Source organism: Paenibacillus sp. p3-SID867, from assembly GCF_025142895.1.
In the GTDB taxonomy this organism is placed as follows: domain Bacteria; phylum Bacillota; class Bacilli; order Paenibacillales; family Paenibacillaceae; genus Paenibacillus_AQ.
The window spans coordinates 42,207-68,527 of record NZ_JAMBDM010000012.1; the positions used below are offsets into that span (position 1 = coordinate 42,207).

General features: G+C 50.0%; 29 protein-coding genes and 1 riboswitch. Of the genes, 23 read left to right on the forward strand and 6 right to left on the reverse strand.

Annotated elements, in window-relative coordinates:
- Positions 1 to 103: 103 nt before the first annotated feature.
- The 3 genes from M4D81_RS23215 (at position 104) to M4D81_RS23225 (ending at position 1,935) form a co-directional block, all read left to right on the forward strand.
- Positions 104 to 514, forward strand: coding sequence for a VOC family protein (locus M4D81_RS23215; RefSeq protein WP_071220907.1), 411 nt, complete (start codon positions 104 to 106; stop codon positions 512 to 514).
- A gap of 189 nt (positions 515 to 703) precedes the next feature.
- Positions 704 to 1,132: a MarR family winged helix-turn-helix transcriptional regulator gene (locus M4D81_RS23220; RefSeq protein WP_260068186.1), complete on the forward strand. Its 429-nt coding sequence runs from the start codon at positions 704 to 706 to the stop codon at positions 1,130 to 1,132.
- A 164-nt stretch (positions 1,133 to 1,296) separates the two neighbouring features.
- Positions 1,297 to 1,935 carry an FMN-dependent NADH-azoreductase gene (locus M4D81_RS23225; protein WP_260068187.1) on the forward strand — a complete coding sequence of 213 codons (639 nt, stop codon included), beginning with the start codon at positions 1,297 to 1,299 and terminating at the stop codon, positions 1,933 to 1,935.
- Positions 1,936 to 1,982: 47 nt separating this feature from the next.
- On the opposite strand, the gene M4D81_RS23230 is transcribed toward M4D81_RS23225, so the two are convergent.
- Together M4D81_RS23230 and cls are read right to left on the reverse strand one after the other, a co-directional pair.
- Positions 1,983 to 2,387 carry a VOC family protein gene (locus M4D81_RS23230; protein WP_071220905.1) on the reverse strand — a complete coding sequence of 135 codons (405 nt, stop codon included), beginning with the start codon at positions 2,385 to 2,387 and terminating at the stop codon, positions 1,983 to 1,985.
- A gap of 123 nt (positions 2,388 to 2,510) precedes the next feature.
- On the reverse strand, positions 2,511 to 3,959 hold the full coding sequence (gene cls / locus M4D81_RS23235; RefSeq protein WP_260068188.1) for a cardiolipin synthase: 1,449 nt from the start codon (positions 3,957 to 3,959) through the stop codon (positions 2,511 to 2,513).
- A gap of 224 nt (positions 3,960 to 4,183) precedes the next feature.
- On the opposite strand from cls, the gene M4D81_RS23240 reads away from it, so the two are divergent.
- From M4D81_RS23240 to M4D81_RS23255, 4 genes are all read left to right on the forward strand, one after another.
- Positions 4,184 to 5,263, forward strand: a complete 1,080-nt coding sequence (locus tag M4D81_RS23240; RefSeq protein ID WP_260068189.1) for an AI-2E family transporter — start codon at positions 4,184 to 4,186, stop codon at positions 5,261 to 5,263.
- A gap of 232 nt (positions 5,264 to 5,495) precedes the next feature.
- Positions 5,496 to 6,449 (forward strand): ring-cleaving dioxygenase, encoded by a 954-nt coding sequence (locus M4D81_RS23245; protein ID WP_260068190.1) that lies wholly within the window; start codon positions 5,496 to 5,498, stop codon positions 6,447 to 6,449.
- Positions 6,446 to 7,057 carry a flavin reductase family protein gene (locus M4D81_RS23250; RefSeq protein ID WP_260068191.1) on the forward strand — a complete coding sequence of 204 codons (612 nt, stop codon included), beginning with the start codon at positions 6,446 to 6,448 and terminating at the stop codon, positions 7,055 to 7,057. Before M4D81_RS23245 ends, M4D81_RS23250 begins: the two co-directional genes overlap by 4 nt.
- Positions 7,058 to 7,244: 187 nt before the next feature.
- Complete coding sequence (locus M4D81_RS23255) at positions 7,245 to 7,988, forward strand: SDR family NAD(P)-dependent oxidoreductase (RefSeq protein WP_127593874.1); 744 nt, start codon at positions 7,245 to 7,247, stop codon at positions 7,986 to 7,988.
- A 57-nt stretch (positions 7,989 to 8,045) separates the two neighbouring features.
- On the opposite strand, the gene M4D81_RS34720 is transcribed toward M4D81_RS23255, so the two are convergent.
- Positions 8,046 to 8,936, reverse strand: a complete 891-nt coding sequence (locus M4D81_RS34720; protein ID WP_311200696.1) for an exosporium glycoprotein BclB-related protein — start codon at positions 8,934 to 8,936, stop codon at positions 8,046 to 8,048.
- Between the two features lie 488 nt (positions 8,937 to 9,424).
- A riboswitch (cyclic di-AMP (ydaO/yuaA leader) is annotated at positions 9,425 to 9,570 on the forward strand.
- Between the two features lie 376 nt (positions 9,571 to 9,946).
- Here M4D81_RS34720 and ehuB point away from each other — a divergent pair.
- Genes ehuB through M4D81_RS23305 form a run of 9 tightly spaced genes read left to right on the forward strand, consistent with a single transcriptional unit; the run spans position 9,947 to position 16,658 of the window.
- Positions 9,947 to 10,780 carry an ectoine/hydroxyectoine ABC transporter substrate-binding protein EhuB gene (gene ehuB / locus M4D81_RS23265; RefSeq protein ID WP_071219719.1) on the forward strand — a complete coding sequence of 278 codons (834 nt, stop codon included), beginning with the start codon at positions 9,947 to 9,949 and terminating at the stop codon, positions 10,778 to 10,780.
- A gap of 1 nt (position 10,781) precedes the next feature.
- Positions 10,782 to 11,435, forward strand: a complete 654-nt coding sequence (gene ehuC / locus M4D81_RS23270) for an ectoine/hydroxyectoine ABC transporter permease subunit EhuC (protein WP_113059538.1) — start codon at positions 10,782 to 10,784, stop codon at positions 11,433 to 11,435.
- A 2-nt stretch (positions 11,436 to 11,437) separates the two neighbouring features.
- Complete coding sequence (gene ehuD / locus M4D81_RS23275) at positions 11,438 to 12,100, forward strand: ectoine/hydroxyectoine ABC transporter permease subunit EhuD (RefSeq protein ID WP_071219717.1); 663 nt, start codon at positions 11,438 to 11,440, stop codon at positions 12,098 to 12,100.
- 14 nt (positions 12,101 to 12,114) lie between these two features.
- Positions 12,115 to 12,972, forward strand: a complete 858-nt coding sequence (gene ehuA, locus M4D81_RS23280; RefSeq protein ID WP_083397572.1) for an ectoine/hydroxyectoine ABC transporter ATP-binding protein EhuA — start codon at positions 12,115 to 12,117, stop codon at positions 12,970 to 12,972.
- 25 nt (positions 12,973 to 12,997) lie between these two features.
- On the forward strand, positions 12,998 to 13,510 hold the full coding sequence (gene ectA, locus M4D81_RS23285; protein WP_071219716.1) for a diaminobutyrate acetyltransferase: 513 nt from the start codon (positions 12,998 to 13,000) through the stop codon (positions 13,508 to 13,510).
- A 16-nt stretch (positions 13,511 to 13,526) separates the two neighbouring features.
- Positions 13,527 to 14,819, forward strand: a complete 1,293-nt coding sequence (ectB, locus tag M4D81_RS23290; RefSeq protein WP_260068192.1) for a diaminobutyrate--2-oxoglutarate transaminase — start codon at positions 13,527 to 13,529, stop codon at positions 14,817 to 14,819.
- Positions 14,816 to 15,208: an ectoine synthase gene (locus tag M4D81_RS23295; protein WP_260068193.1), complete on the forward strand. Its 393-nt coding sequence runs from the start codon at positions 14,816 to 14,818 to the stop codon at positions 15,206 to 15,208. Before ectB ends, M4D81_RS23295 begins: the two co-directional genes overlap by 4 nt.
- A 14-nt stretch (positions 15,209 to 15,222) precedes the next feature.
- Positions 15,223 to 16,131: an ectoine hydroxylase gene (gene thpD / locus M4D81_RS23300; protein WP_260068194.1), complete on the forward strand. Its 909-nt coding sequence runs from the start codon at positions 15,223 to 15,225 to the stop codon at positions 16,129 to 16,131.
- Positions 16,128 to 16,658, forward strand: a complete 531-nt coding sequence (locus M4D81_RS23305) for a DUF2179 domain-containing protein (protein WP_015737571.1) — start codon at positions 16,128 to 16,130, stop codon at positions 16,656 to 16,658. The genes thpD and M4D81_RS23305 overlap by 4 nt, the downstream gene beginning before the upstream one ends.
- A gap of 114 nt (positions 16,659 to 16,772) precedes the next feature.
- Here M4D81_RS23305 and M4D81_RS23310 read toward each other — a convergent pair whose 3' ends face one another.
- On the reverse strand, positions 16,773 to 17,297 hold the full coding sequence (locus M4D81_RS23310) for a DinB family protein (protein ID WP_260068195.1): 525 nt from the start codon (positions 17,295 to 17,297) through the stop codon (positions 16,773 to 16,775).
- A gap of 76 nt (positions 17,298 to 17,373) precedes the next feature.
- Complete coding sequence (locus M4D81_RS23315; protein ID WP_260068196.1) at positions 17,374 to 18,333, reverse strand: helix-turn-helix transcriptional regulator; 960 nt, start codon at positions 18,331 to 18,333, stop codon at positions 17,374 to 17,376.
- A 168-nt stretch (positions 18,334 to 18,501) separates the two neighbouring features.
- Here M4D81_RS23315 and M4D81_RS23320 point away from each other — a divergent pair, with 168 nt between their 5' ends.
- Together M4D81_RS23320 and rnhA are read left to right on the forward strand one after the other, a co-directional pair.
- Positions 18,502 to 18,726 (forward strand): hypothetical protein, encoded by a 225-nt coding sequence (locus M4D81_RS23320; protein ID WP_054404324.1) that lies wholly within the window; start codon positions 18,502 to 18,504, stop codon positions 18,724 to 18,726.
- Positions 18,727 to 18,754: 28 nt separating this feature from the next.
- Positions 18,755 to 19,417, forward strand: coding sequence for a ribonuclease H (gene rnhA, locus M4D81_RS23325; protein WP_260068197.1), 663 nt, complete (start codon positions 18,755 to 18,757; stop codon positions 19,415 to 19,417).
- A 448-nt stretch (positions 19,418 to 19,865) separates the two neighbouring features.
- Here rnhA and M4D81_RS23330 read toward each other — a convergent pair whose 3' ends face one another.
- Positions 19,866 to 20,744 carry an AraC family transcriptional regulator gene (locus M4D81_RS23330; RefSeq protein ID WP_260068259.1) on the reverse strand — a complete coding sequence of 293 codons (879 nt, stop codon included), beginning with the start codon at positions 20,742 to 20,744 and terminating at the stop codon, positions 19,866 to 19,868.
- 160 nt (positions 20,745 to 20,904) lie between these two features.
- Between M4D81_RS23330 and M4D81_RS23335 the strand changes: the two genes are divergently transcribed.
- The 5 genes from M4D81_RS23335 (at position 20,905) to deoB (ending at position 26,321) form a co-directional block, all read left to right on the forward strand.
- On the forward strand, positions 20,905 to 21,639 hold the full coding sequence (locus M4D81_RS23335; RefSeq protein ID WP_260068198.1) for a ThuA domain-containing protein: 735 nt from the start codon (positions 20,905 to 20,907) through the stop codon (positions 21,637 to 21,639).
- Between the two features lie 169 nt (positions 21,640 to 21,808).
- Positions 21,809 to 22,744: a DNA-binding transcriptional repressor DeoR gene (locus M4D81_RS23340; RefSeq protein WP_260068199.1), complete on the forward strand. Its 936-nt coding sequence runs from the start codon at positions 21,809 to 21,811 to the stop codon at positions 22,742 to 22,744.
- A gap of 390 nt (positions 22,745 to 23,134) precedes the next feature.
- Entirely contained in the window at positions 23,135 to 23,800 is a 666-nt protein-coding gene (gene deoC, locus M4D81_RS23345; protein WP_260068200.1) for a deoxyribose-phosphate aldolase, read from the forward strand.
- 80 nt (positions 23,801 to 23,880) lie between these two features.
- Positions 23,881 to 25,059: a NupC/NupG family nucleoside CNT transporter gene (locus M4D81_RS23350; RefSeq protein ID WP_071219706.1), complete on the forward strand. Its 1,179-nt coding sequence runs from the start codon at positions 23,881 to 23,883 to the stop codon at positions 25,057 to 25,059.
- 83 nt (positions 25,060 to 25,142) lie between these two features.
- The gene (gene deoB / locus M4D81_RS23355) at positions 25,143 to 26,321 is read left to right on the forward strand and encodes a phosphopentomutase (RefSeq protein ID WP_260068201.1); all 1,179 of its coding nucleotides are present in this window, start codon (positions 25,143 to 25,145) and stop codon (positions 26,319 to 26,321) included.

Sequence of the window (26,321 nt, forward strand, 5' to 3'; positions counted from 1 at the left end):
GTCTGAATCGCTGCTGTGTTTGATTGAACATAGCAATTGAAGAGAAATGCCGTGCTGCTGCTCATGCTATGATGAATCTATCAAATCGACGAGGTGATTCGAAATGGCTTTGAAAAGCGATAATATTTTTGTGAACCTACCAGTGAAGGACTTGGAGAAAACGAAGGACTTTTTCTCAAAAATCGGTTTTGAATTTAACGCGCAATTTACGGACAAAAACGCGGCTTGCCTGGTCATCGGCGATAACATCTTTGCCATGCTGCTCACCGAGGATTATTTCAAGACGTTCACCAAGAAAGATCTGTCGAATGCCGCGAACACAACGGAAGTAATTCTGGCACTATCCGCCGAAAGCCGGGAGCAGGTGGACGAAATCGTCAATGCCGCACTTTCCGCAGGAGGGTCGCCTTCCAATGATCCGGTGGATCATGGCTTTATGTACGGATGGAGCTTCCAGGATCCGGACGGCCACCTGTGGGAAGTCATGTATATGGATCAGAGCCAGGTCGAATAGAAGCATTGCAGCAAGCAGATGTATCTTCAACATGAAGCAGCATATTTCTCGTAAAATGAAGCGGCAGAGGTCTCCGAGGTTATGGGGGAAATCTGCCTCTTTACTTTTATTTGGAAATCCGTTATATTTGTATGTGCAAACAATCAAAGATGATTCAACAGGATGAACTCAGCGAAAGAGGTAACCGTTATGTTAAATACGTATATCAAGGAATGCCTTTACTTCACAGCCAATCGTCTTAGCCGGGTCATTACCAAGATGGCCGAAGACGAGTTTGCAGCAAGCGGATTGTCACCCACATATGCTTATTTGCTTATGGCTGTATATGAGAAGGAAGGGATCTCGCAGAAGGAATTAGGCGAAATTCTTCTCCTTCAGCCTTCTACCGTAACCCGTCTGGTTGAGAAACTGGTCGTTAAAGGGCTGGTTTATAATCGGGTGGAAGGAAGGATGTCGTTGATCTATACAACCGATAAAGGAAAGGCTTTGGAGAAAGTGATTCACGAGTGCTGGATGAATTTGCGCAGTCGTTATGGCGCTATTTTAGGTCATGCCGAAGGTGATGAATTATCATTGCATCTATACGAGGTGAGTGATCAATTGGAGAATAAGGACTGAGGTCTTTATCTTCGCGGAATTATAATTGTATGTACAAACAAATTAATATAGGAAGATCACTTGAGATGATGCGTGTTAAGCGTTCATTCTAATCGGGAGGTGAGTCAGACTGCAAGCTAGCTGGTGATTTTGGTTGACCACAAAATAAAAGGAGTGTTGTCTATATGGAACGCCTACTCGTTATTAATGCACATCCGAGAATAAGAAGCGAGAAGTCCTTGAGCTTGCAGGTGCTTGAGTTTTTCGTAAGCAAGTATGCAGCGCAGAATCCGGCCAGCCTAATTGAACAGATCGACCTATATCGGGAATTCATTCCCGCCATTGACACGAATCTGCTGAACGGGTGGGAAAAGCTTGAGAGCGGGGAGCCGTTATCCGAGGATGAAGGGAAAATGATGGGGCGGATGGCTGAGATCCTGCAGCAGTTCAAGGGGGCATCCAAGTATGTAATCGCCATGCCGCTTCACAATTTTAACATCCCTTCCAAGCTGAAAGATTATATGGACAATATCATCATTCCGAAGGAAACGTTCAGATATACGGAAAGCGGGTCCGAAGGACTCCTTACCGACGGAAGAAGCGTTGTGGTCATACAGGGCAGCGACGGCATATATACAGAGAATGATGGGTACCGTGAGATTGAATATTCGCACAAGTACTTGAAATCCATGTTCGATTTCCTCGGTATTACGGATTATGAGATCATTCGTGCACAAGGTCGCGCCACGCGGGATGTTAAAAATATTTTGCACACAAGCCAATTGGCCGCAGCGGAAGTCGTGGATCGTTGGAGTTCCGTATAAATAACGCGAAAAGGCCCTCCAAGTGAAACTTGAAGGGCCTTCTAACATTAATTGACTTGGACTTCGGTCGTTACCTGCCACAATACGCCGAACTTGTCTTCCAGCAACCCGAACAGCGCTCCCCAGAATTGAGTCTTCAGCGGATCAAGCACCTTACCGCCCTGTGCCAAGCGGTCAAAAGCTTCATGCGCTTCAGCATCGCTCTCAAACGACAGGCTCAGGTGAATCCCGTTCCCGCGCTCCAGGGTTTGGAATATGGAGTCCGACATAAAGATTGGAATGCCTCCGGCTACCAGACTAAGATGCATGACCTTGTCTTTAAGCTCTTCCTTGGTTCCGGGAATCTCGCCATGCGTTTGTACGGACAGGATCTCCCCGCCTAGTGCTTGGGTATAAAACTCAGCCTGCGCTTTTGCATCCTCAGAGAAAATATACGGTGTCAGTTTAGCCACGTTCAACATCCTTCCCAGTTTTAAAATGATGGATTTGTTTTCCTTGGCTTTATTATAAACGGTCTGCGTTTCCCGTATTTCTTCTGAATTGCTAAATGTTGAGGCAGTGCTAAAGGTTTGTTTTTACAAAATAGGGGACAGCAAGCGTGAGATGGATTCCTTGAACTTGATCCACCTTGATCGCTCCAGATACTGCTTCATCGTAAGCTGGCTGGATACGCGCAGATCCTGATGGAAGATGTGAGTCAACTGTTGTGATAAATGCTCATCGTACAGGAACGCATTCACTTCAAAATTCAGCTTGAAGCTTCGAACATCGATATTTGCCGTGCCGACGGAAGAAATCTTCTCGTCAATGATAATCGTCTTGGCATGAATGAAGCCATTATTGTAGAGATACACGTTAGCCCCGGTTCTCAGCATTTCCCCGATATAGGATAAGGTCGCCCAGTAGACAAAGGGATGATCCGGTTTATCGGGAATCATCAGGTGAACCTTGACGCCGGACAGCGCCGCAATGCGGAGCGCATCCAGAAGGCTGGCATCAGGGATAAAATACGGCGTCTGAATATGAATGGATTTCTTGGCGGACGAAATCATTTTGATATACCCATTCTTGATGTGCTCATACCTGGAATCGGGACCGCTGGTCACAATCTGAATCCCGACATTGCCAGGCGAATCGATCTTGGGAAACAGATTCGATTCATAATAAATATCGTGATGGTGCGAAGCCTGATTCCAATCGAGAATGAAGCGAACCTGCATCGCATAAACCGCTTCACCTTGAATGCGCAGATGGGTGTCCCGCCAATATCCGAACCTGGAGTTGAGACCCAGGTATTCATCCCCGACGTTAAAGCCGCCGACATACCCGATATCGCCATCAATGATAGCCAGCTTTCGGTGATTCCGGTAATTCAAACGCAGATTGATGAAGCGCAGCTTGGACGGGAAGAAGGCCTCGGCTTCTCCGCCGGCTTCGCGAAATGCTTTGAAGAAGCCCTTGGTTAACTGACGCGAGCCCAGCTCGTCGTAGAGAACCCGGACCTTCACGCCTTCTTTTGCTTTTTTGGTCAACAGGGATATCAGCTTCTTGCCCAGCTCGTCGCGACGGATGATGTAATATTGAATATGTATGTAGACTTTGGCTTCCTCAATATCCTGAAACAACCGTTCAAATTTCTTGCGTCCATCCGTGAAAATTTCAACGTGGTTGTCGTCCGTAAGGATCGCTTGATTCTCGTTGATATGCATATGGATCAAATCGCTGCTATCCGCAGCCGCTTGATTGCTGAACGGGTATTCTCCGTTATTCATCCCTTCCATTTGAGACAGCAATACCTTCTCGATTCCGGTTTTCTGCAGATCATCCCAATGAAAGAGACGGATTCTTCTTAAATTTTGGGCGAACAACAGGTACAGCGCAAAGCCCAGAATCGGGATAAAGGACAGCACCAGCAGCCATGCCCAGGTGGATCCGGCATCCCGCCGTTCCCTGAACACGACGAACATGGAGAACACGATATTCAGTACGATGATCAGACCAAGAATGATGGATGTAACATGCATGTTTTATATTATCCTCCTACACTATAGCCTTACCCTTGCAATCCTACATATTATACGTGAGGCGTTAGGAGAAGTATATATCTCCAGGATGAAGTGAACGGAATGGTTATAAAAGCGATAGCACCTTAGATCCGACCCTCTCAAAAGTGCAGATGGGAGCGATTTGTATATGGATACATGGTCATGATACGATGGTGAAAAAAATAGGAGAAGGGGCATGCTTTTTGCTAAAAATGAACAAGTTTTTCAAATTATGTCTTGCCGTGATCCTGGTCCTCATTATTATTTATTTGGGGTCGCTGGTGGATTTTATATTCAGACCGGTACTTTCGTTCTTCTCGATCATCCTCGTGCCGCTGATGCTGTCCGGGTTCTTCTATTACCTGCTTAGGCCGCTGGTTGATTTTCTCGAAAAGCGCAAGCTAAATCGCTCGCTGGCCATTCTGCTCCTATATGTCGTGTTTGCAGGCATACTTACAGGTTTTATTATTGGGGTATGGCCATCCCTGCGGGATCAGATCGTGGCCCTTGTACAGAATGCCCCCGCTTTGTTTGCAAAGCTTGGCGAGCAGCTACAGGAATGGGAGAATAACGGCTTCTTCAAGGATATATTCCCGGAGAACGCAAATCCGCTTACACAGCTAACTGATTATTTGAACCAAGGCTTCACGTTCCTCACGAATTATATTATGAACCTGTTTTCGTTTGTTTCGAGTTTTGCCATCGTTTTATTTACGTTCCCGATCATGCTGTACTACATGCTGAAGGAAGGCGGAAAGTTCGGGGAGATGATTGTCAGCTTTTTGCCTGACCGATTCAAGGAAGTAGGAGGCTCGGTGCTGGATGAAATCAATAACGCGCTCAAAGGGTTTATCGTGGGCCGGGTCCTCATCAATCTGGCGCTGGGCGTCTTGATGTATCTCGGCTTCCTGATCATTGGCCTGCCTTATGCGCTGCTGTTGACGGTTGTCGCGGTCATTGCGAATTTCATACCGTTTATCGGAGCTATTCTTTCCTCGATCCCGATCGTGATCATCGGGTTCATCCAGTCCCCGGGGACGGCGATCTGGTCGCTTGTTGTCATTCTGGCCGCCCAGCAGATTCAGGATAACCTGATTGGTCCGTATATCTTCGGCAAACAGCTGGCAATCCACCCCATTACGATCATTATTCTGGTTTTGGTGGGACAGGATCTTGGCGGAATTATAGGGATTCTGCTGGTGGTACCGATTTACATGATCATTAAGATTATCGTAACCAGAGTGTATCAGCTGTTCTTTAAGGAAAAATGGCAAAAAGCATAGACGCGGGATAGACATGTGGCCGCAGCTGCATGCTGGAGCCGCCTAAGAGCGTGGAATCGTTCTTGGCGGCTTTTTGTCTGCCTGAGATATGAAGGGCCGCTTGACATTGGTATGAAAAAAATATAATCTTGAATTAAAGATATTAAATTTAAAGATTATATTTCATCATACGAACCGAAAATCATGTAGGGAAACATCGGTATGGACACGAAACGATGAGGAGTCGATGGAGATGGCATTACAAACGGCAGGCATTCATCATATTACCGCTTATGCGCAGGATCCGCAGAGAAATGTTGATTTTTATACAGCTGTGCTGGGGCTAAGACTGGTGAAGAAGACGGTCAATTATGATGCGCCTGAGGTTTACCATTTGTATTTCGGGGATGAGGCGGGACACCCGGGGACCATTATCACCTTCTTTCCGTCTTCTGCTTCACGAAGAGGGATACGTGGAGGTGGGCAGGTTGGGTATACAACATTTGTCGTCCCTGCGGGTGCCCTGCCTTATTGGGAAGGGCGTTTACGGAGATTCGGCGTTCCTGTCATGAAAGCATTTCGGTTTAACGAACATTATCTTCAGTTCTCTGATCGCGATGGACTTTCTCTTGAGCTTGTGGAGCGGGAGGGCGGACCGAATAACGGCTGGTCCGTGGACGATATAACTCCGGATACAGCGATAAAGGGATTCGGCGGTGCGGTTCTGTTCAGCAGCAAATGGGAGGAAACGAAGAAGGCGCTGGAGCAGGTCATGGGACTGACCTACATCGGAGAGGACGTTAATTATGCCCGGTTTCAAGCTGCGGGCCTTTTCGGCAACGTGATCGATTTGCCGATGCGGGATATCCCTTTGGGAACCGGAGGCGCTGGAACGACCCATCATATCGCATGGCGGGCCCAAGATGATGGTGAGCATGTTACATGGCAAGAGTGGGTGAAACAACATGGCTTTTTGCCAACAGAGATTAAGAACCGCAACTATTTCAGATCGTTATATTTCAGGGAACGAGGGGGGATCTTGTTTGAGATCGCAACCGATCCGCCCGGGTTTACGGTGGATGAAGATCTGGACTCGCTGGGGGAGCAATTGAAACTTCCTGTCTGGTTTGAACCGGAGCGAGCCCGTATTGAGGAAGGACTGGAGCCTATACAAGTCAAAAATACAGGAGAGGGGCAACTCAAGTGATATCCATAGACCCGAATACTCAAAGCGAACGGGACATCTACAAGCTGCTGATCGGGAGCGTTGTTCCGCGGCCGATCGCTTTCGTTACGACATTATCGGAGGACGGTGTGCTGAATGCCGCGCCGTTCAGTTATTTCTCCATTCTGACGAGCAATCCGCCCATGCTGTCCGTTTCCGTTCAGCGGAAGAACGGCACGGCGAAGGATACAGCGAGAAATGCCATGCAAAGCGGCGAGCTTGTCATCCACATCGTGGACGAAGACAACGTTGAGGCCGTGAATGAAACGGCGGCGAACCTGCCTCCGGACGAGAGTGAGCTTGACCGAACCAACTTAACCCCTGTCGTAAGCGAGGTTGTTAAGGTTCCCGGCGTTCTGGAATCCAAGATTCGTATGGAATGCGTACTGGAGCAGGTGGTTACGTTGAATGGCGCGGATCAGCTGCCTGCTGCCGATCTGCTGATTGCCCGCGTAGTCCGCTTTCATGTTTCGGAGGAGCTATACGAGCAAGGCCGGATTGACGCTGCCAAGTTGAAGCCTGTGAGCCGTATGGCGGGAAACATCTATTCTGCACTGGGAGAGATGTTTACGATCGAGCGGCCGGTATAACAACGGACGGGCGGATAAAAAGGTTAGGACGCAGCGAATATCAAGTTATGAATTCATATGCCGTCATTCGATACTACGTAGGTTTAAGAAAGAAAAGGGGCTTGTGGAATATCATGCCTGAAGTATGCAAACTCTACATGAATGAGGAGCTGATATGATGAATTCACAAAATAGGAGTGGTCGAGAAATGAAGTTTGAATCCAAGGTTGTCATTGTGACGGGAGGCGCCAGCGGGATCGGCGAAGCAGCGGTAAGGCTTTTTGTGGAAGAGGGAGCCAAGGTTGTTATCGCGGATTATTCGGACCGGGGACAAGCAGTTTCCGATGAATTAAGAGGGGCAGGCTTTGAAACGCTGTTCGTTAAAACGGATGTAACCCAAGAACAGGAAGTTGCAAATATGGTGAAGCAGACGGTTGAGCATTTTGGCCGTGTCGATGTATTGTTCGCCAATGCAGGCATTGCTCATGATGCTCCTGCCGATCAGTTGTCGATGGACAACTGGCAAAGAACGATTGATATTAATCTGACAGGAGTGTTCCTGTGCGATAAATATGTAATCCAGCAAATGTTATCCCAAGGAACCGGAGGGGCGATCGTAAACTGCGGCTCAATCCATAGCCATGTCGGAAAAGCGGGCGTTACCGCCTATGCTTCCGCTAAGGGAGGCGTTAAGCTGTTAACCCAGTCGATGAGCGCAGATTATGCTCCTAAAGGGATCCGGGTTAATGCCGTATGTCCGGGATATATCGATACTCCTCTTATTCAGGGAAGAACGGAAGCGATCACCCAGCACCTGGTTGGCCTTCATCCGATGGGCCGCTTGGGACAGCCGGAAGAAGTCGCTAAAGCCGTGTTGTTCCTCGCCAGTGAAGATGCGTCCTTCATTACAGGCACGAGCTTGCTGGTGGATGGCGGATATACAGCCGTGTAAATGAAGCAAAGCCCCGATATGAAAATCGGGGCTTTTTTTGCAGGTGGAAAACGAAACTTATATAATGCTGACACCAGCGCTGCCGTAACCTGCCACTGCAGTGACAAGTGTTGCGCCAGCTGCGGTTGCCGAGAATACCATTAACAGGCGTGTATTGGCCGGCACCGGAATAGCCAGGCCTTCTACGAAGCCATTGCTTACCGTACCGAGAGCGAGAACGCCCGTAAGAGGCGGAGCCAGCGTAACAAGAGCGCCTGGTATCGGTGCGAAAATGTTGCTTGTAGCCGGCGCACTGTACAGTTGTGCTGTAATTGTAACCGTAGTTCCCAGCAGGGAAAGCGCCACAGTAGTGCTAAAGGTAGCGGAGATGCCAGTGATGGTACCGGCTCGTGGCGTGTTAAACGCCATGTTAAGCAGAGTTCCAGCAGCTCCAGTGAGGTCAATCGTACCGCCAGCCAGCGTAAACGTATTGGCCGAGTTACCAAATCCTACGAGACCAACGGATCCAACTAATCCGCCTAAAACGGTGGTCAGAGCAAGCGGTATGCCGGATGCGAATGGGATGATGGCTCCTCCTGCGGCTGCTCCTGTAGCCCCTGTTGCCCCAGTAGCTCCAGTAGCTCCAGTAGGTCCCGCAGGTCCGACAGGTCCAACAGGTCCGACAGGCCCGACTGGTCCAGCAGGTCCAGCAGGTCCTGCAATACCGGTTGTCGGTCCGGCAGGTCCCACAGGCCCGATAGGTCCGACCGGTCCAACCGGTCCGATCGGACCCTGAGGACCTACAGGTCCACGGATAGCTCTTGGGCATCGACGCTTTTTCATGCCACCGCCATGGCCTTTATGATCACCATGACCATGAGACGGGCAATGCTTTTTCTTCGCATGAATGACTTTTTTCTCTATTTTTTTAAGAGCACACAATTTTCTCTTTCTAGAAGAACGTTCCAAATGAAGCACCTCCTTTAGATTTGTTCTATACTACGCAAATACTCTCGGTACGGCATGGGTTAATAGCGCATAAATGATAGATAAACACCTATAATTTCCAGAATGTACGCTAGCCCCGGAGGCATTCATCTATTGACGAATAGCAAAACTATAGGATGAATTTCGGATCTCCCTACGATATTCATAGGCTCTGTAACGCAGCGTTTCAAAAAAAAATTTGCGCCGTAAATGTGTGGGGAAAGCTTTCACAATCCGAATGTAATTCATGGCATAAACGATCCACCATATGAATGAGTAAGGGAGGCATGTCAAATGCCTGCTATATAGCGAAAAATGAGGCTGGGATAAAATTCCTGTATCGTTGGGGAAGAGGCTTGAATGAGGCATTTTTCATGCTTGTCATAGGCCCTGGAAGAACGGCATTTCCGCCTCTGAATTTCCAGAAAAAGCGGTTAAAGGGGTTTGACTTTTCCTGAAGTTCCCTTTATCATGGACACACGCTTAGTTTCCGGCATACATTTTCCGGAAAGCGGGGGAACCAGTTTCACCAGGGGCGAGTCACTTGGAATCACGAGTGTAGGGTACCATCTTACCCGAGTCCGTCAGCTAACCTCGTCAGCAGTGGATGGGTCTTGCATACATAATGGATGTTCATAACAAAGGCCCTTAATTCTCTTTAGGGGCCTTTTCTCTATTTTTTGACCCCCTGCTGGCGGAGCTATGTCTAAATCCCCTGTTTGGTGGTCTTTTTGTATTCTGCTAAAGAGGAGGGGCAAGGCCTGCAAATGTTTAACCAAAAGCAATTAAATCGATCAGATGGCATTGGGTTTAAGCGTGGAAGGAGATGGATGAATCATCTTCCCTGAAGGTCCGGCCCATGCAAGGTATCTGAATAGGTTAAATCCTAGTTAACATATGTGTTAACATGGGTAATTTCAACATGCCATTTTTAAGCATACCAAAGTCATAATGAAAGGTTGTGGAAAGTTTTGAAAAGAGTGGTTGTACTGATGTTGTCATTGATTATGGGGGTGTCGCTTGCGGCTTGCGGTGACAAAGGGAGTACATTGGAGCAAGCCATTGAGCAGGGGTATATCACCGTGGGATTTGCGAATGAGAAGCCTTATGCCTATAAAGAGGCCAACGGGGAGCTGACAGGAGAAGCGGTTGAAATTGCGAGGGTTATTCTGGAGCGGCTTGGCATCAAGGAAATGAGGGGAGAGCTTACGGAATTCGGATCGCTGGTTGCCGGACTGCAGGCCGAGCGGTTTGATCTAATTACCGCAGGCATGTTCATTAATCCGGATCGCTGTTCTGCCGTATTATTTGCTAATCCGGAGTACAGCATCGGGGAAGCCATTGCGGTGAAGCAAGGGAATCCGCTGGGACTCGGAAGTTATGAGGATATTGCCAATCATGACCAAGCTAAGGTCGCCGTTATGACCGGTGCGGTCGAAATCGGCTATATGGAAAAGTCCGGCATTCCTGCGGACCGGATTGTGCAGGTTCCCGATCAGGCCTCGGCCATTAGCGCTCTTCAGGCAGACCGGGTGCATGCAATTACCATGACGGGGCCGTCCCTGCAGGCGATGCTGGATTCGGCCAGCGACGACAGCATCGAACGCGTGGCTGATTTCGAGCAGCCGGTCATCGACGGCGAAAGCGTTCGCGGTTATGGAGCTACGGCTTTCCGCCAAGCGGATACCGAGTTCCAGGAGGCTTATAATGCGGAGCTTCAAAAAATGAAGGAGTCGGGCGAGCTGCTGGAAATTTTGCAGAAGTTCGGGTTCACAGAAGAAGAGCTCCCGGGCGAGATGACGGCCGCTGCCCTTTGCGGGGAGTAGCATGCCGAATTCGTGGATTGATTTTCTCCCTACGCTGCTGAAAGGGGCGGAGATCACGATTGTAGTTGCTTTCTTTTCAGCCATTCTTGCGGTCGTGATGTCCTTTGCAGCCGGGTTATGCCGACTGTCGAAGCTGTGGATCATTCGCACGTTGACAGCCGTGTACGTGGAAGTCTTTCGGGGGACCTCCTTGCTGGTGCAGCTGTTCTGGTTGTATTTCGCCCTTCCGTTCATCGGCGTCGAGCTTCCGAAAATGCTGGCTGCGATCCTCGCGATCGGGCTGAACTTCGGCGCATACGGCTCGGAAATCGTTCGCAGCGCCGTGTTGGCCGTTCCGAAAGGACAATGGGAAGCCGCTGTAGCGCTTAATCTGAAGCCTTGGCAAAGACTGTGGAATGTCATATTGCCTCAAGCGTCCCTGCGAATGCTTCCCCCCTTCGGGAATCAGCTTGTGGAGCTCATCAAATCCACCTCACTGGTTTATTTCATCACGATGGCGGATTTAACGTATCAGGCGATGGTGCTCCGCAATAATTACATCTCCTGGACGACCGAGATTCTGGTGCTGCTGCTCCTCATGTATTTTGTCATTGCTACGCTTGTTTCGCTGGCAGTTCGACTGCTGGAGCGTAAATGGACAGCGGGGAGGTTATAGTCATGTGGGATTGGAACTATGTATGGGATATCCTGCCCCAGCTCTTGAGTGCATTAAAAATGACAGTATGGGTGACGATCTGCGCTTTCGCGGTGGCATTGGTCATCGGCTTGCTCCTTGCTTTTGCAGCGCGGAGCCGATTTAAGGTGCTGTCATTAATAACCAAGGGAATGATCGAATTTATTCGCAATACACCGCTGCTGGTGCAGGTCTTCTTCCTGTATTACAGTCTGCCGCTTCTTACCGGAATTTCCATTCCGGCCTTCTATGCCGGGGTGATCGGTCTCGGGCTGCATTACAGCACATATCTGTCCGAGGTGTACCGATCCGGAATCGAGGGAGTGCCGAAGGGACAATGGGAGGCTGCCACAGCACTGAATTACACGAAAGCCCAAACCTGGCGAAGTATTATCCTGCCGCAAGCGGTGCCGCCGATCATTCCGGTACTGGGTAATTATTTGATTGTTATGTTTAAAGAGACGCCGATTCTATGCGCCATAACGCTTGTGGAGATGATGCTGACGGCCAAAAATATCGTGTCGCAGTCGTTTCGTGCATTTGAACCGTATACGATGGTCGGGATTCTGTTCCTGATCATCAGTTATATCGCCTCATTGCTTGTGCAAAGGCTGGAAAAACGCATGAATCTGCAGCGTGGAAAATAAAAGGAGGGAATCAATTGAATGCCGTTGTGATCGATGAGCAAGCGGAAGCGTCGAAGGTGCCGCAGCAGGAGGGAAATCCCGATATCGCTACGGGTACAAAGCCGATTGTGAAATATACCGGCGTGACCAAGTCGTTTGGTGATCTACAGGTGCTTAAAGGCATTGATCTGGAGATGCAGCCTGGAGAAAAGGTGGCTGTGATCGGTCCGAGCGGATCAGGCAAAACAACGATGGGCCGGATGCTGATGACGCTGGAAGAACCGACCGAGGGAACCATCGAGGTTGATGGTGAGCTGCTCTGGCATATGGAAGAGAAGGGCAAGCTGGTTCGGGCCAATGAAAAGCATTTGCACCGGATGCGCTGCAATGTCGGCATGGTCTTCCAGCATTTCAATCTGTTCCCGCACATGAACGTGCTTCGCAATGTGACGGAGGCCCCACGCAAAGTGCTGGGTTTATCCAAGGAGGAGGCGGAGGAGCGGGCCGTCTCCATGCTCAGTAAGGTCGGTTTGGCCGACAAATTGAAGATGTACCCGTCCAATCTGTCCGGGGGCCAGAAGCAGCGGGTTGCCATCGCCAGAGCGCTGGTCATGCGGCCAAAGGTTATGGTGTTTGACGAGGTGACCTCGGCGCTGGATCCCGAGCTGGTCGGCGAAGTGCTGGAGGTCATCCGGGAAATCGCGGAGGAAGGCGAAATGGCCATGATGCTGATTACGCATGAGATGGATTTTGCGAAGGAAATCGCGGACCGCGTCATCTTCGGAGCCGAGGGAAGGATCGTTGAGCAGGGCACGCCGGAGGAGATATTCGATAATCCCCAGAGCGAGCGGCTGCAGAGCTTCCTGCAGCGATTCCGTTCCAACGGAAATTAGTTCTGGAGAGAGGTGATTGTATAGAATGGCTGTTGATACCGATACCGAAATTGTTTACCGAAGACCGAAAGCCCGGGATGGTACCCGGGTGTGGGAGCTTATACGCGACACCGGATCGCTTGATCTGAACTCCCCCTATTGCTACATGCTGCTTGGAGATTACTTCCATGATACCTGCATGATTGCCGAGCATGAAGGAGATATCATCGGTTTTATTTCCGCCTTCCGTTCTCCTCGCAATCCGGAGACGCTGTTCGTATGGCAAGTGGCCGTTGCTAATTCGCATCGGAGGCAAGGCGTTGCAAAGGCAATGCTGACAAATCTGATGAATCAGAAGGCATGCCATGGCGTCCGTTACATTGAAGCTACGGTATCGCCGAGTAACATGGCGTCCCGTCGTTTGTTTCTCGGTTATGCCGAGGAGAAATCCATTCCCAGCACCGTAACCGTAGGTTATGGAGCAGAGATGTTCCCCGATGGAACGTCCCATGAAGATGAGCCGTTATTCGTGATTGGCCCCTTTTTCAATGACATTTAAACAAATGGAGGGAACTATGGACAACCAAGTCATGGAGAAACCGAAGCTTACTGTGTTTAACAAGCTGGAATCGGAAGTAAGAAGTTATTGCCGGAGCTTTCAGACGGTTTTTGACAAGGCCCGAAATGCGAAGCTGTGGGATACGCAGGGGAATGAATACATTGATTTTTTTGCGGGAGCCGGGGCTTTGAATTACGGACATAACAATGAGAAGATTCGCGAGAAGGTAGTCGACTACATCCTGAAGGATGGCGTCACGCATAGCCTGGATATGGCTACGGGTGCGAAGGAAACGTTTCTGACCCGATTTCAGGAGGTCATCCTGAAGCCGCGCGGGTGGGATCACAAAGTGATGTTTCCCGGTCCGACCGGAACGAATGCCGTAGAGGCCGCGCTCAAAATCGCCCGTAAAGTGACAGGGCGCAGCACCGTTCTGTGCTTCACGAATGCCTTTCATGGCATGTCGCTCGGATCGCTGGCGGTAACCGGCAACTCCTTCAAGCGCCAGGGTGCCGGCGTGGATCTAAGTCACTCCGTGTTTATGCCGTATGACGGTTACTTTGGTGACGACGTGGATACGATGGCATATATGGAGAAACTTCTGGATGATCCGGGAAGCGGAATTCCGCTGCCGGCCGCAGTGATCGTCGAGGCGGTGCAGGGGGAAGGCGGATTGAACGCCGCCAGCCGGGAATGGCTGCAGAAGCTTGCGCGCATCTGCAAGGATAAGGGAATGCTGCTGATTTTGGATGATATCCAGATGGGCTGCGGCCGAACCGGTCCGTTCTTTAGTTTTGATGATGCCGGTATTGAACCGGATATCATATGCCTCTCGAAATCGATTGGCGGCTTTGGCTTGCCGATGGCGATTACGCTGATCAAACCGGAGATTGATATATGGGAGCCGGGGGAGCATAACGGTACCTTCCGGGGCAATAATCTCGGATTCGTTGCAGCAGCCGAAGCGCTGAATTATTGGAAAACGAAAGATTTTCAGCTTGATATCGGCATCAGGGAAAATCGGATTCGCCAATCATTGGAAGGCGTTGTGAAGGATTATCCTCAGCTCGGCGGCGAAATCCGCGGCAGAGGCATGATTCAGGGGGTTGCTTTTGATAAGCCGGAGCTCGCAGGCAGGCTGTCCGAGTTGGCCTTCGAGCATGGACTGATTATGGAAACGTCCGGTCCGTACAGCGAAGTGGCAAAGCTAATGCCGCCGCTTACGATTGAAATGAACACATTGGCAGAGGGATTGGGGATACTTGAGAGCAGTATCAAACAATTAGCAGCAGAGGAGAGGTTGTCATGATTGTTAAACATTTGGAAGAGATCGTGGATACCAAGGATGACATTGATACAACGACATGGAACTCGAGAAGGCTTCTGCTTACAAAAGACGGCATGGGCTTCTCTCTCAATGATACCCTCATCAAGGCGGGAACGGAGACGCTGATCTGGTACAAAAACCACGTCGAAGCCGTGTACTGCATCGAAGGCGAGGGGGAAATCGAGATTGTCGGGGGGGAAACGTACCCTATTTCCCCAGGCATGATGTATGCGCTGGACGGTCACGAGAAGCATTATTTGAGAGCTCGTTCGCAGATGCGGATGGTCTGCGTATTCAATCCGCCGCTTACCGGCGCGGAAGTTCACGATAAGGAAGGAACCTACCCGCTGTTTGCCCCAATTTCAGACTAAGGAGATGATATGCGATGAGTAATAATCATGTGTCGGCCCTTCAGGAAAAAGAACTGGACGTTTATCCTTCAAGAGTGCATTCGGAACCCAGGATCCTAAAGAGACAGGATCCTGTCGTACATTCGGAATGGACGCCGGATGCTGCGTTAACGCAGGAGCAATCCGACTTCTATGAGCGCAACGGATATTTATTTCTGGAAGACTTCTTTGGTCCAGAAGAGCTGTCGGTATATCAGGCGGAAGCCCGAAGTTTACAGGTATCGGCAAGAGAGCTGAACCAGGATGAAGTGATCCGGGAGCCGGGCGGGAACGAAGTTCGATCGGTCTTTGCGGTGCATGAGAGCCATGAAGTGTTCAAGAAGCTGTCCCGGCATCCGAGACTCTTGGCGATCATGGAGTATCTCTTGGGAAGCGAGACGTATATCCATCAATCGCGGATTAATTACAAACCGGGCTTCACGGGCAAAGAGTTCTATTGGCACTCCGATTTCGAAACATGGCATGTTGAGGATGGCATGCCTCGTATGAGAGCCTTGAGCTGCTCCATTGCTCTGGAGGATAACTACTCTTATAACGGACCGCTTATGGTTGTGCCTGGATCGCATAAGGAATTCGTGGCCTGCATCGGCCAAACGCCGGAGAATCATTTCAAGGATTCCCTGCGCAAACAGGAGTACGGCGTTCCGGATCATGACAGCCTGACACGCATGGTGCAGAAAAGCGGTATCGACACGCCTGTCGGCAAAGCCGGTTCAATTGTGATTTTTGACTGCAATATTATGCACGGTTCGAACAGCAATATTACGCCGAAGCCGCGCAGCAATATTTTCATGGTTTATAACAGCGTGGAGAATAAGGTCAAGCAGCCGTATTCGGGCCAGAAGCCAAGGCCAGAGTACATCGCCACCCGCGATTCTTTATGATCTCGCTGTCACTTATCGGCTCCATCATCGGCATCAACGTGGTTTATGTCTCAATCTTTTCGCTGCGTCTGATTCTGATGATCAAAGGCAGGAGAGGGATCGCCTCTCTCCTGGCCATGCTGGAGGTATTCGTTTACTTGCTCGGCCTTAATCTCGTCCTGCAAAATCTGGACAATCCCTTTAATATGGCGGCCTATTGCCTGGGCTTCGGCCTTGGCGTATATGCCGGCAGTCGTATCGAAGAGTATCTGGCACTCGGGTACATCGTGGTACAGGTTATCGTGAATTCCGTTGAGACGAACCTGGCGATGAACCTGCGGGAGAAGGGGTATGGCGTGACTGCCTGGGAAGCGGACGGCAAGGATGGCAAACGGCTCGTGCTTCAAGTTCTCGTGAAACGGAAGAACGAGCGGCGGTTGATGGAGTCACTATCCAAAATGTCGCCGCAGGCGTTCATTATCTCCCATGAACCGAAGAGCTTTAAAGGCGGCTTCTGGGTGCGATTGACGGAAGGACGCAAACTGTAACACGCTTTTAACAGGAAACAGGAAAGCCTGCTTCGAACCCGTTCGGATCAGGCTTTTGCCGGGCTGAACCGGCATGGAATTTTCGGATCAGGGGATTGCCACTAGTGCTGCGAGTTATTTAGGCAAGACCAACTCCGGTTCACTCTGGTACCAAAAAAAAGCGTAGTCGGTCATCGCGGAGGAGCTTCCGAGCTGGCGCATCATGGCAGCAATATTTCCACGATGATAGGTGCCGTGGTTCACGACATGAAGTATGATCTCGGAGAGGCGGGTGTCCCGGATCCCGGCATAAGGATTATCCAATCGGATGATCCGTTCCAGGTCAGGATTTTGGCCCAGAAAGGCCGCGAATCGCTCGGATAGTTCGATAAACCGGAGGTTTAGGTCCTCCAGTGAAATGGACTCAAGCTCTTCCCGAAGCTGGAAGGCCTCTGTTAAAGCCTGCTTCATATCCATCCCCGACAAAATGTTGATCCATCCAAGATCCGCCGTGTAAATGTGAATCAACGCCTCGGATACGGTTGGGAAAATGCTCGTTATTTTCTGATTGTACAATTCCCCCGGCAGCTCCAGCAGACGGTTGAATATCGCTTGGTTGGCCCATACATGATACTCATACATTTTTACAGGATAATTCATTGTTATCGTCCCCTTTGGCTTCTTCGTTTTTGCTTTCTTGGGAACATTGTAAATAAAAAAGTATGACAGCGGACTGTCATACTTTTGCGTATACCTGCAGCATTTTTTCTAATTTGGATTGCATGAGCGTCCTTAAGCCAGCCGGCTCAATGATCTCGATATCCTCGCCAAAGCTCAGCAGGGTCGACCAGAACCACCAGGAATCCGGATCTTGGACCTTGAACGTGAGACGGAGCGAGCCGTCTTCATAAAATTCCCGCTGCACATCATAGAATTGATCCATCGCTTTCGCCAAGGCCCGGGGGGATACGTGAAGGATGACTTCCATCGCATCGGATGAAGGCTCCCAGGGATGATGCTCCCCTCGGTCGTGCTGATTTTGCTCTTGAAGATGAGGACCGTGCGTGTGCTCCTCCGAATGCTGGTGCAAAAAGGGCTCGGCGGAGGGGGACAGCTCCGATATCCTCGAAATTCGGAATTCGCGGTAATCGGCCCTTGTTCTGCAGAATCCGTACAAATACCAGGAACCGAATTTATACATGAGTCGCAGGGGCTCGACTTTACGGTGAATGCGTTCATTCTTGGCGCTTATGTATTGAAAGGAGATCACATGCTTGTCGGTAATGGCGCGGCGAAGAAGTCGGAGGCTTTCGTTGTAAGAGCGCCAGCTCCCGATATCCATGGACAATCCCTGCGATGCCGAATTGGCGGAACGATCGATGGTCTGCAGACGCTGAATGGTATCCATGGCCCGTTCATCCTCAAACACCGTGGACATGCTGTGCAGGATGGTGATCAAGGCACTGACATCGTAGGAGCCAAGCAAGCTTTTGTCCATCTTGTATTGCTCCATAATGCCATAACCGCCGTTCACTCCCTGATACGATACAACGGGAATGCCGGCTGCGCAGATTGCATCAATGTCGCGGTATATGGTTCGCTGGGACACGTTATATTTCTCTGCCAGGGCAGACGCGGACAGGATCTCGTTGTTCAGCAGCATATAAATCATGGATATGAGCCGCTCTAGTTTCATATCGCTTCAACCCCTCTTATCTTAATTGGACCTATTCTCCAATGATTCCGTATTATATCATAGGTTTTATGAAGAAGGAGAGGAAATCCCGGACTGCCTTTTGTTCCATTCCCATCCATTTTGCCGTACAATATAAGGGAATTCTATAATACAAGGAGTGTGAGCCTTATGGCCCGTACCAAAACGCAAAAAGCGCTCCGCAAAGCGGAACGTGCCGGAACATGGTCAGCTGTCTCAATGAGAAAGACCAACGAAGATTACAGCGCGCTGTCACAGCATGTGAGAGTAAAGCCGACGAAACAGGAACAATTGAATAAGATCAAACACAGAAAGCGGATCGGAGACGATGGCGCTTTTTTTGTTGGTTTCGGAGGATGTGATATAGTACGCTAGAGAGGTTAGTTCGGAATGGAGGTTTATAATGGCGAAGCAAAAATATTATGTAGTCTGGGTAGGTAAAGTGCCCGGAATTTATACAAGCTGGGGCGAATGCCAACAGCAGGTCAATCAGTTTATAGGTGCGAAGTTCAAGGCGTTCGAATCCCGGAGCGAAGCGGAACAGGCATATGCGGCCGGTTATAAAAATTACTGGGGGCAGCAGTTCGGAGGCAAATCGGGCAGTTCAGGCTCCAAAAACTACAAGCGAAGCAGCGCATCTGCTGCCGAAGAACCGGGCGAGATCGATTATGACAGCATTTCCGTAGATGTGGGGACGCGAGGAAACCCGGGACCCGTCGAGTACAAAGGCGTGGATACGCAGACGGGAGATATTCTGTTCTCGTGCGGACCGATATCGAAGGGAACGAACAATCTCGGCGAGTTTCTGGCCATCGTTCACGCGCTGGCTTATTTGAAGAAAATCGGCAGCACCAAAACGGTGTACAGCGATTCCATGAATGCAATCAAATGGCTGAAACAGAAGAAGGTGGCGACCACGCTTCCGCGCGACGCGTCAACCCAAGAGATCTGGGATCTGGTGGACCGGGCCGAGCACTGGCTTCGAACCAATACATATGAGAACAAGGTTCTGAAATGGCAAACGAAGAGCTGGGGCGAGATTAAGGCCGATTACGGGCGCAAGTAACGAGGGCAGCAGAAGGAAGCCGTTTGAAGCTATATAAAGGGTGGTTTTAGATATCGATGTCTTTATGAGCGGACGGGCACCTTACTATTAAAAAGCGAAGACAGGGAGGAGGCTTCCCTGTTCTCGCTTTTTTTTATATGCCATGATTCCGGGTTCATGCGGAAAAATCCAAATCAACGCATGTGGATAATTAACACGGCAGACTTACCTCACACCGGAAGAACTGTGCATAACATCTTGAATAAGTTCGTTATACACAGAGTTATAAACATTATCCCCGTTCGTTCCGCACAAACTGAATTTCCGATCTTTTAATACAAGGAAGTTATCCAGCGTTTGTGAACAAATGTGGAGAAGTGCAAGGATAACTCCCTATTAACTTGGAGGGGTGGCGGGTTATCCCCAACGCCGAAGGTCAACCGTATTAAACGCTTGCTTTATGCCAAGCTTATTCCTTCTCGCGGACCTGCTTATAGTATTGATTCGGGGACATGCCGACGTATTTTTTGAAGATCTTGCTGAAATAGAACGGATCCTCCAGGCCGGTCAGATACCCGATCTCACCGAAGCTAAGGTGCGTGGCCTCGATTAATTCCTTCGCATGATTGATTCTTACCTGATTCACATATCGCATGATCGTATGACCGGTAAGCTTGGCGAATACCCGATTGATGTAATCATAATTGCATTCGAAGCGCTGTTCGATATCCGAGCTGATGATTTTCTCGGCGTAATGTTCATGGATGTAGTCGAGCAGCGCATGCACCTTCATATAGGACTTGGTATGTGGGCTGTTCTTCTCCATCTCATCGAACAGGCTCTCCCGGGACAGCTCGATCAGCATTTCCATGAATTTGAGCGCGGTCAAACTGCGGTTAAAGTGCTTCCGCCTATATAGCTGCAGCATTTCGCCGAGGGCATGGTACATATGATGAAGGCTTTTTTTCTGGGTTAGCGTGCAGGTCTTGGGGAAATATAGCTGCCTGCTGTCGTTCTTGCCTGCCGTCTCGTTCTCGCCCATGATCCACTGCTTGGCCAGCAAGGGTAAGGGACGCTCGGGCGCTTGACGAATATCGGGGTGTTCAAAGTGAATATAGTAGTAGTCGCAGGGATGCTTCTGGGTTCCCTCGTGGTCCAGATGCGGTTCTAGGACCAGTAAGTCGCCTTTTTTCAGCACATGGGAAACGCCGTTCTCCCGCATATGAAGCTCGCCGCTCTTCACGAAATACAGAATATACTCGTGTGTGTTCCGCTTGAAATGAATCCAGGGGTTCTTGTAGGAGACAAATCCCATCAGTTTGATTCTTGGCACATAGTCAGCGTTCATCGATAGCACGAATTCCACCCTCTCTCCCCAAAAAAACGCGAAGTCGTTTTTGTACAAAAAGAGTAACTTTCACACATTCCCGTTCATTGTAACACAGCCTATACTTGGGATGAATGTATAAGAGGTCGCTGGATTTCAATATTAAAGGAGGCCACTACCCTTGGCTAATATCAATGTAACGGTATGGAATGAATACCGGCACGAGAGACATAATGAACAGATCGCTAAGATTTACCCTGAAGGCATCCACCGTACGATTGCCGATTTTTTGGGAAAAGATGCTCAGTTCGTCGTACGCACCGCCGTATTGGATGATCCGGAACACGGCTTGACGGATGAGGTGCTCGCTTCAACGGATGTTCTGATCTGGTGGGGGCATGTGGCTCACGGTGAAGTACGGGATGATATCGTGGAAAAAGTGCGCCAGCGCGTATTGGACGGCATGGGAATCATCGTCCTGCATTCCGGTCACGGCTCGAAGATTTTCCAGCGCCTCCTCGGCACGAACACAGGCGCGTTGAAATGGCGCGATGACGGCGAGAAGGAACGGTTGTGGGTCATCGATCCGAGCCATCCGATCGTAAGCGGACTTGGAGAATATATCGAGGTTCCGCAGGAGGAAATGTACGGTGAGCGCTTTGAAATCCCGGCACCGGATGAACTGGTGTTTGTCTCCTGGTTCGAAGGCGGCGAGGTGTTCCGCAGCGGCTGCTGCTACAAGCGCGGACGCGGCAAGCTGTTCTATTTCAGACCGGGTCATGAAGCATTCCCTACTTACCATCAACCTGAAATTCAACAGGTAATTGCCAATGCCGTGGCCTGGGCGGCGCCGATCCAGGGCGTGAAGACCTCCTATGGCCGGGTATCTCCGCTCGAATACGTTCAGCCGGTATAGGCTGATCCTTTGCAAGCGTCCATATCAACGGTGTATCCCTGAGACATCAGGAATACAACCGTTGAGCGGGCGCTTGTTTGTTCATAACGACGTCCGCTATCGAAATCATCAGCATAACGATGTATAATGGACCCAATTCGATTACGACATAATAAAAGTGGGTTGGATCATGGATCAGGATAAACAGCGCCTTAGCATTGAGGCGGCAAGATTGTATTATATGTCGGATTACAGCCAGCAGGATATCGCGACAAGGCTCGGCGTTTCACGTCCCACGGTCTCCAGGCTTCTTCAGCATGCCAAGGAGCAGGGCTACGTGCAGATCAGCATCGTGGACCCTCTCGAGGACCTGGACGCTTTGGGCGAAGGAGTGAAGAAGAAGTACGGCCTGGAACAGGTGTTGGTGAGTTATTCCCCTATCAATGAATACCGTGAAATCCAGAAGCATATCAGCAAAAGGGCAGCCGATTACCTGCATGAAACGGTCCAGGATGCCGACATCATCGGCGTGACCTGGGGAACGACCATGCATGCCGTGGCGCTTCAGCTGCAGCAGAAGCCCGTTCGGGGCGTCGAGGTCGTGCAGTTGAAGGGCGGCGTCAGTCATTCGCATGTGAACACGTATGCCGCAGAGATCGTCAATCTGTTTGCCGAGGCGTACCACACGATGGCGAGATATTTGCCGCTGCCCGTCATCTTTGACACCACCGAGCTGAAAGAGATGGTGGAGAGGGACCGGCATATCCAGCGGATTATCCAATTAGGCAAACAAGCGAACATCGCCATGTTCACGGTGGGTACCGTTCATGAGGATGCGCTTCTGTTCAGACTTGGCTATCTTAGCAAGGAGGAACAGAAGCTGCTGCAGCGGATCGGCGCCGGCGATATTTGCTCCCGGTTTTTTGATGCGGAGGGCACGGTGTGCAGCGAGGATATTAACAACCGTACGGTGGGCATCGATTTGGAAGATTTGCGCCACAAGGAGAAATCCATTCTCGTGGCAGGCGGGCAGCGTAAGGTAGATGCCATTCGAGCCGCGCTGATCGGCAAATATGCAAACATCCTGGTGACGGACCAGTTTACGGCGCAAGCCTTGTTATCATAAAAAGTTTGACATATTGTCAAAGTTTACAGCACCTTGTTCAGGGAGATTCGAACCGGTTACGGCTTCAAACTTACCTGGACGGGGTGTTTTTTGTGCGCAGAAATTGAATGACCCTTGCTTAATAGGAGGCCGATTCTTTGTTTCTGTTTACCCTGATCGGGTATAGAGCATAGTAAACGGAGGGAATTGTTAGATTATTCCTGAATGATGGATTGTCGTTTTAGTTAACAATGATAAATATCATTGCCATAAATCGGAATGAACATATTTTCAATATGTATTTTACATATGTTCAAGGCTGTGATATGATGGTCCCGTCTAAAGGATTAAGCGTTATGATAGCGCTTTTACAAGTTACTAAAAAAACAGATTAAGGAGTGTTTTAACCAGATGAATATAGCAGGAATGATCGACCACACGCTCTTGAAGGCGGATGCAACCCAAGCCGAGATTGCGAAAATTACGGAAGAGGCCAAAAAGTACGGATTTGCTTCGGTTTGCGTGAACCCGACTTGGGTATCCTACTGTGCTGAGCAGCTAGCGGACACCAACGTCAAAGTATGCACGGTCATCGGTTTCCCTCTGGGAGCTACGACATCCGCAGTAAAAGCTTTTGAAGCGAAGGATGCCATCGCTAACGGAGCAACGGAGGTTGATATGGTCATTAACATCGGTGCGCTCAAAGATCGTAACGATGAGCTTGTACTGAACGATATTCAGGCTGTAGTGGATGCAGCAAAGGGCCAAGCCCTGGTCAAGGTTATTATTGAGACTAGCCTTCTGACAGAAGAAGAGAAGGTACGTGCGTGCCAGCTGTCCGTGAAAGCGGGAGCGGATTTTGTGAAGACGTCAACAGGGTTCTCCACGGGCGGAGCCACACCGGAAGACGTAGCCTTGATGCGCAAAACCGTTGGCGAGAACACCGGCGTGAAGGCTTCCGGCGGCGTCCGCAGCAAGGAAGATATGGACCGCATGATCGAAGCAGGCGCAACGCGTATCGGTGCCAGCTCCGGCGTGAAAATTATGGAGGGCGGTCAATCCAGCTCTTCCTACTAAATGATGTTGCAAATATCCGGTTTTCGATGATTCGGTAGACGTGTCATATCAAAAAAAACACCTATGGGGGAACAACGACGATGAAATTTATAATCGCCATACTAGGTTTGCTGGTCGTATTCGGTCTTGCGTTCCTTATCAGCAATGATAAGCGCCGCATCCGTTACCGTCCGCTGGCTGTCATGATTGTGCTGCAGCTGATCCTTGGATTTTTTCTGCTGAACACGAATTTCGGCGAGTATCTTGTTAAAGGGATAGCGAATACGTTTAAAGCGCTGCTTGACTATGCCGGAGCCGGGATCGAGTTTGTGTTTGGCGGCATTGCCAATGAAGGTGCGGGTCCGTTCTTCTTGAATGTCCTGCTGCCAATCGTGTTTATTTCCGCATTGATTGGTATACTTCAATATATTAAGGTACTGCCGTTTATCGTAAGATATATCGGTCTCGTCTTGAGTAAAGTCAACGGCATGGGCAAGCTGGAGTCTTACAATGCGGTAGCTTCGGCGATTCTGGGGCAATCCGAGGTGTTTATTTCGGTAAAAAAACAGATTGCCCTCATTCCGAAGCATCGGATGTATACATTGTGTGCTTCCGCCATGTCCACCGTATCGATGTCGATCGTCGGCGCGTATATGACGATGATTGAGCCGCGTTACGTGGTGACTGCGCTTGTGCTTAACCTGTTTGGCGGATTTATCATCGCTTCCATCGTCAACCCTTACAAGGTCGAGAAGGATGAGGATATCCTGGAGGTGCAGGAGGAGGAGAAGCAATCCTTCTTCGAGATGCTGGGCGAATACATCATGGATGGCTTCAAGGTAGCGATTACCGTTGCTGCGATGCTCCTCGGTTTCGTTGCGTTGATTGCGATGATCAACGGCATCTTTGATATGATTTTCGGGATTACCTTCCAAGAGTTGTTAGGGTTCATTTTTGCCCCGTTTGCTTTTGTCATGGGCGTGCCTTGGAAAGAGGCAGTGGATGCAGGCAGCATCATGGCTACGAAGCTGGTATCGAACGAGTTCGTCGCGATGCTCGACCTGGCCAACTTCACGGATATGTCCGAACGCACCGTGGGAATCGTATCGGTATTTCTGGTGTCCTTTGCTAACTTCTCCTCAATCGGCATCATTGCCGGCGCGGTCAAAGGCCTGAACGAGAAGCAGGGGAACGTGGTTGCCCGTTTCGGCCTCAAACTGCTGTACGGCGCAACGCTGGTGAGCGTGCTGTCGGCAACGATTGCGGGACTGTTCCTGTAAGCAAGTCATGGAAGGATAACAACAAGCGAGCCTTATGGATAGTTTTGATGTAAAAACTCATATATGAGGGGGATCACTTGGATATGGAACGTTTTGATCGAATTCATTTAATTGTATTGGACTCTGTAGGTATCGGCGAAGCACCGGATGCGGCTGATTTTGACGATATCGGATCCGACACCCTGGGTCATATTGCCCGCGAGTGCGGCGGGCTGAACATGCCGAACATGGCAGCGCTCGGGCTGTCCAATATCCGGGAGATCGAAGGAGTTCCGGCCGCGGATAAACCTCGGGCGTACTATACGAAGATGCAGGAAGCTTCGAATGGCAAAGACACCATGACGGGGCACTGGGAGATCATGGGCTTGTATATTGATACGCCATTCCGCGTATTCCCGGACGGGTTCCCGGACGAGCTGATCCAGCGGATCGAAGAGAAGACCGGACGGAAGGTCATCGGCAACAAGCCGGCCAGCGGAACGGAGATTATCGAAGAGCTTGGCGAAGAGCATGTAAAAACGGGAGCGCTGATCATTTATACCTCGGCGGATTCCGTGCTTCAAATCGCTGCGCATGAGGATATCGTTCCACTGAAAGAGCTGTATGAAATCTGCGAGTTCTGCCGCGAAATCACGCTGGAAGATCCTTATATGCTCGGCCGGATCATCGCCCGTCCGTTCATTGGCGAGGTGGGAAGCTTCAAGCGTACGGCGAATCGGCATGATTATGCCTTGAAGCCTTTCGGACGTACCACGATGAATGAGATGAAAGATGCTGGTCTTGACGTCATCGCCCTCGGTAAAATCTCCGACATTTATGATGGCGAAGGCATTACGAAGGCGGTCAGAACCGTATCGAACATGGACGGCATGGATAAAATGGTGCAAACCCTGGGTGAATCCTTCAAGGGTCTGAGCTTCCTGAACCTCGTGGATTTCGATGCCGTGTACGGACATCGGCGCGATCCGAAAGGATATGGCCAAGCGTTGGAGGATTACGATCGGCGCCTCCCTGAGGTGTTCGAGAAAATGACGGAGAATGATCTTCTGATCATCACGGCCGACCACGGGAATGATCCTACCTACAAGGGCACGGACCATACGCGTGAATACGTGCCGCTGCTTGTATATTCCCCTCGCTTTACGGAAGGCAAGGAACTGCCGCTTCGCACAACCTTTGCCGACATCGGCGCCACGGTTGCCGACAACTTCGGCGTGAAGCTGCCGGAGAACGGAACCAGCTTTTTGAATGATTTGAAATAA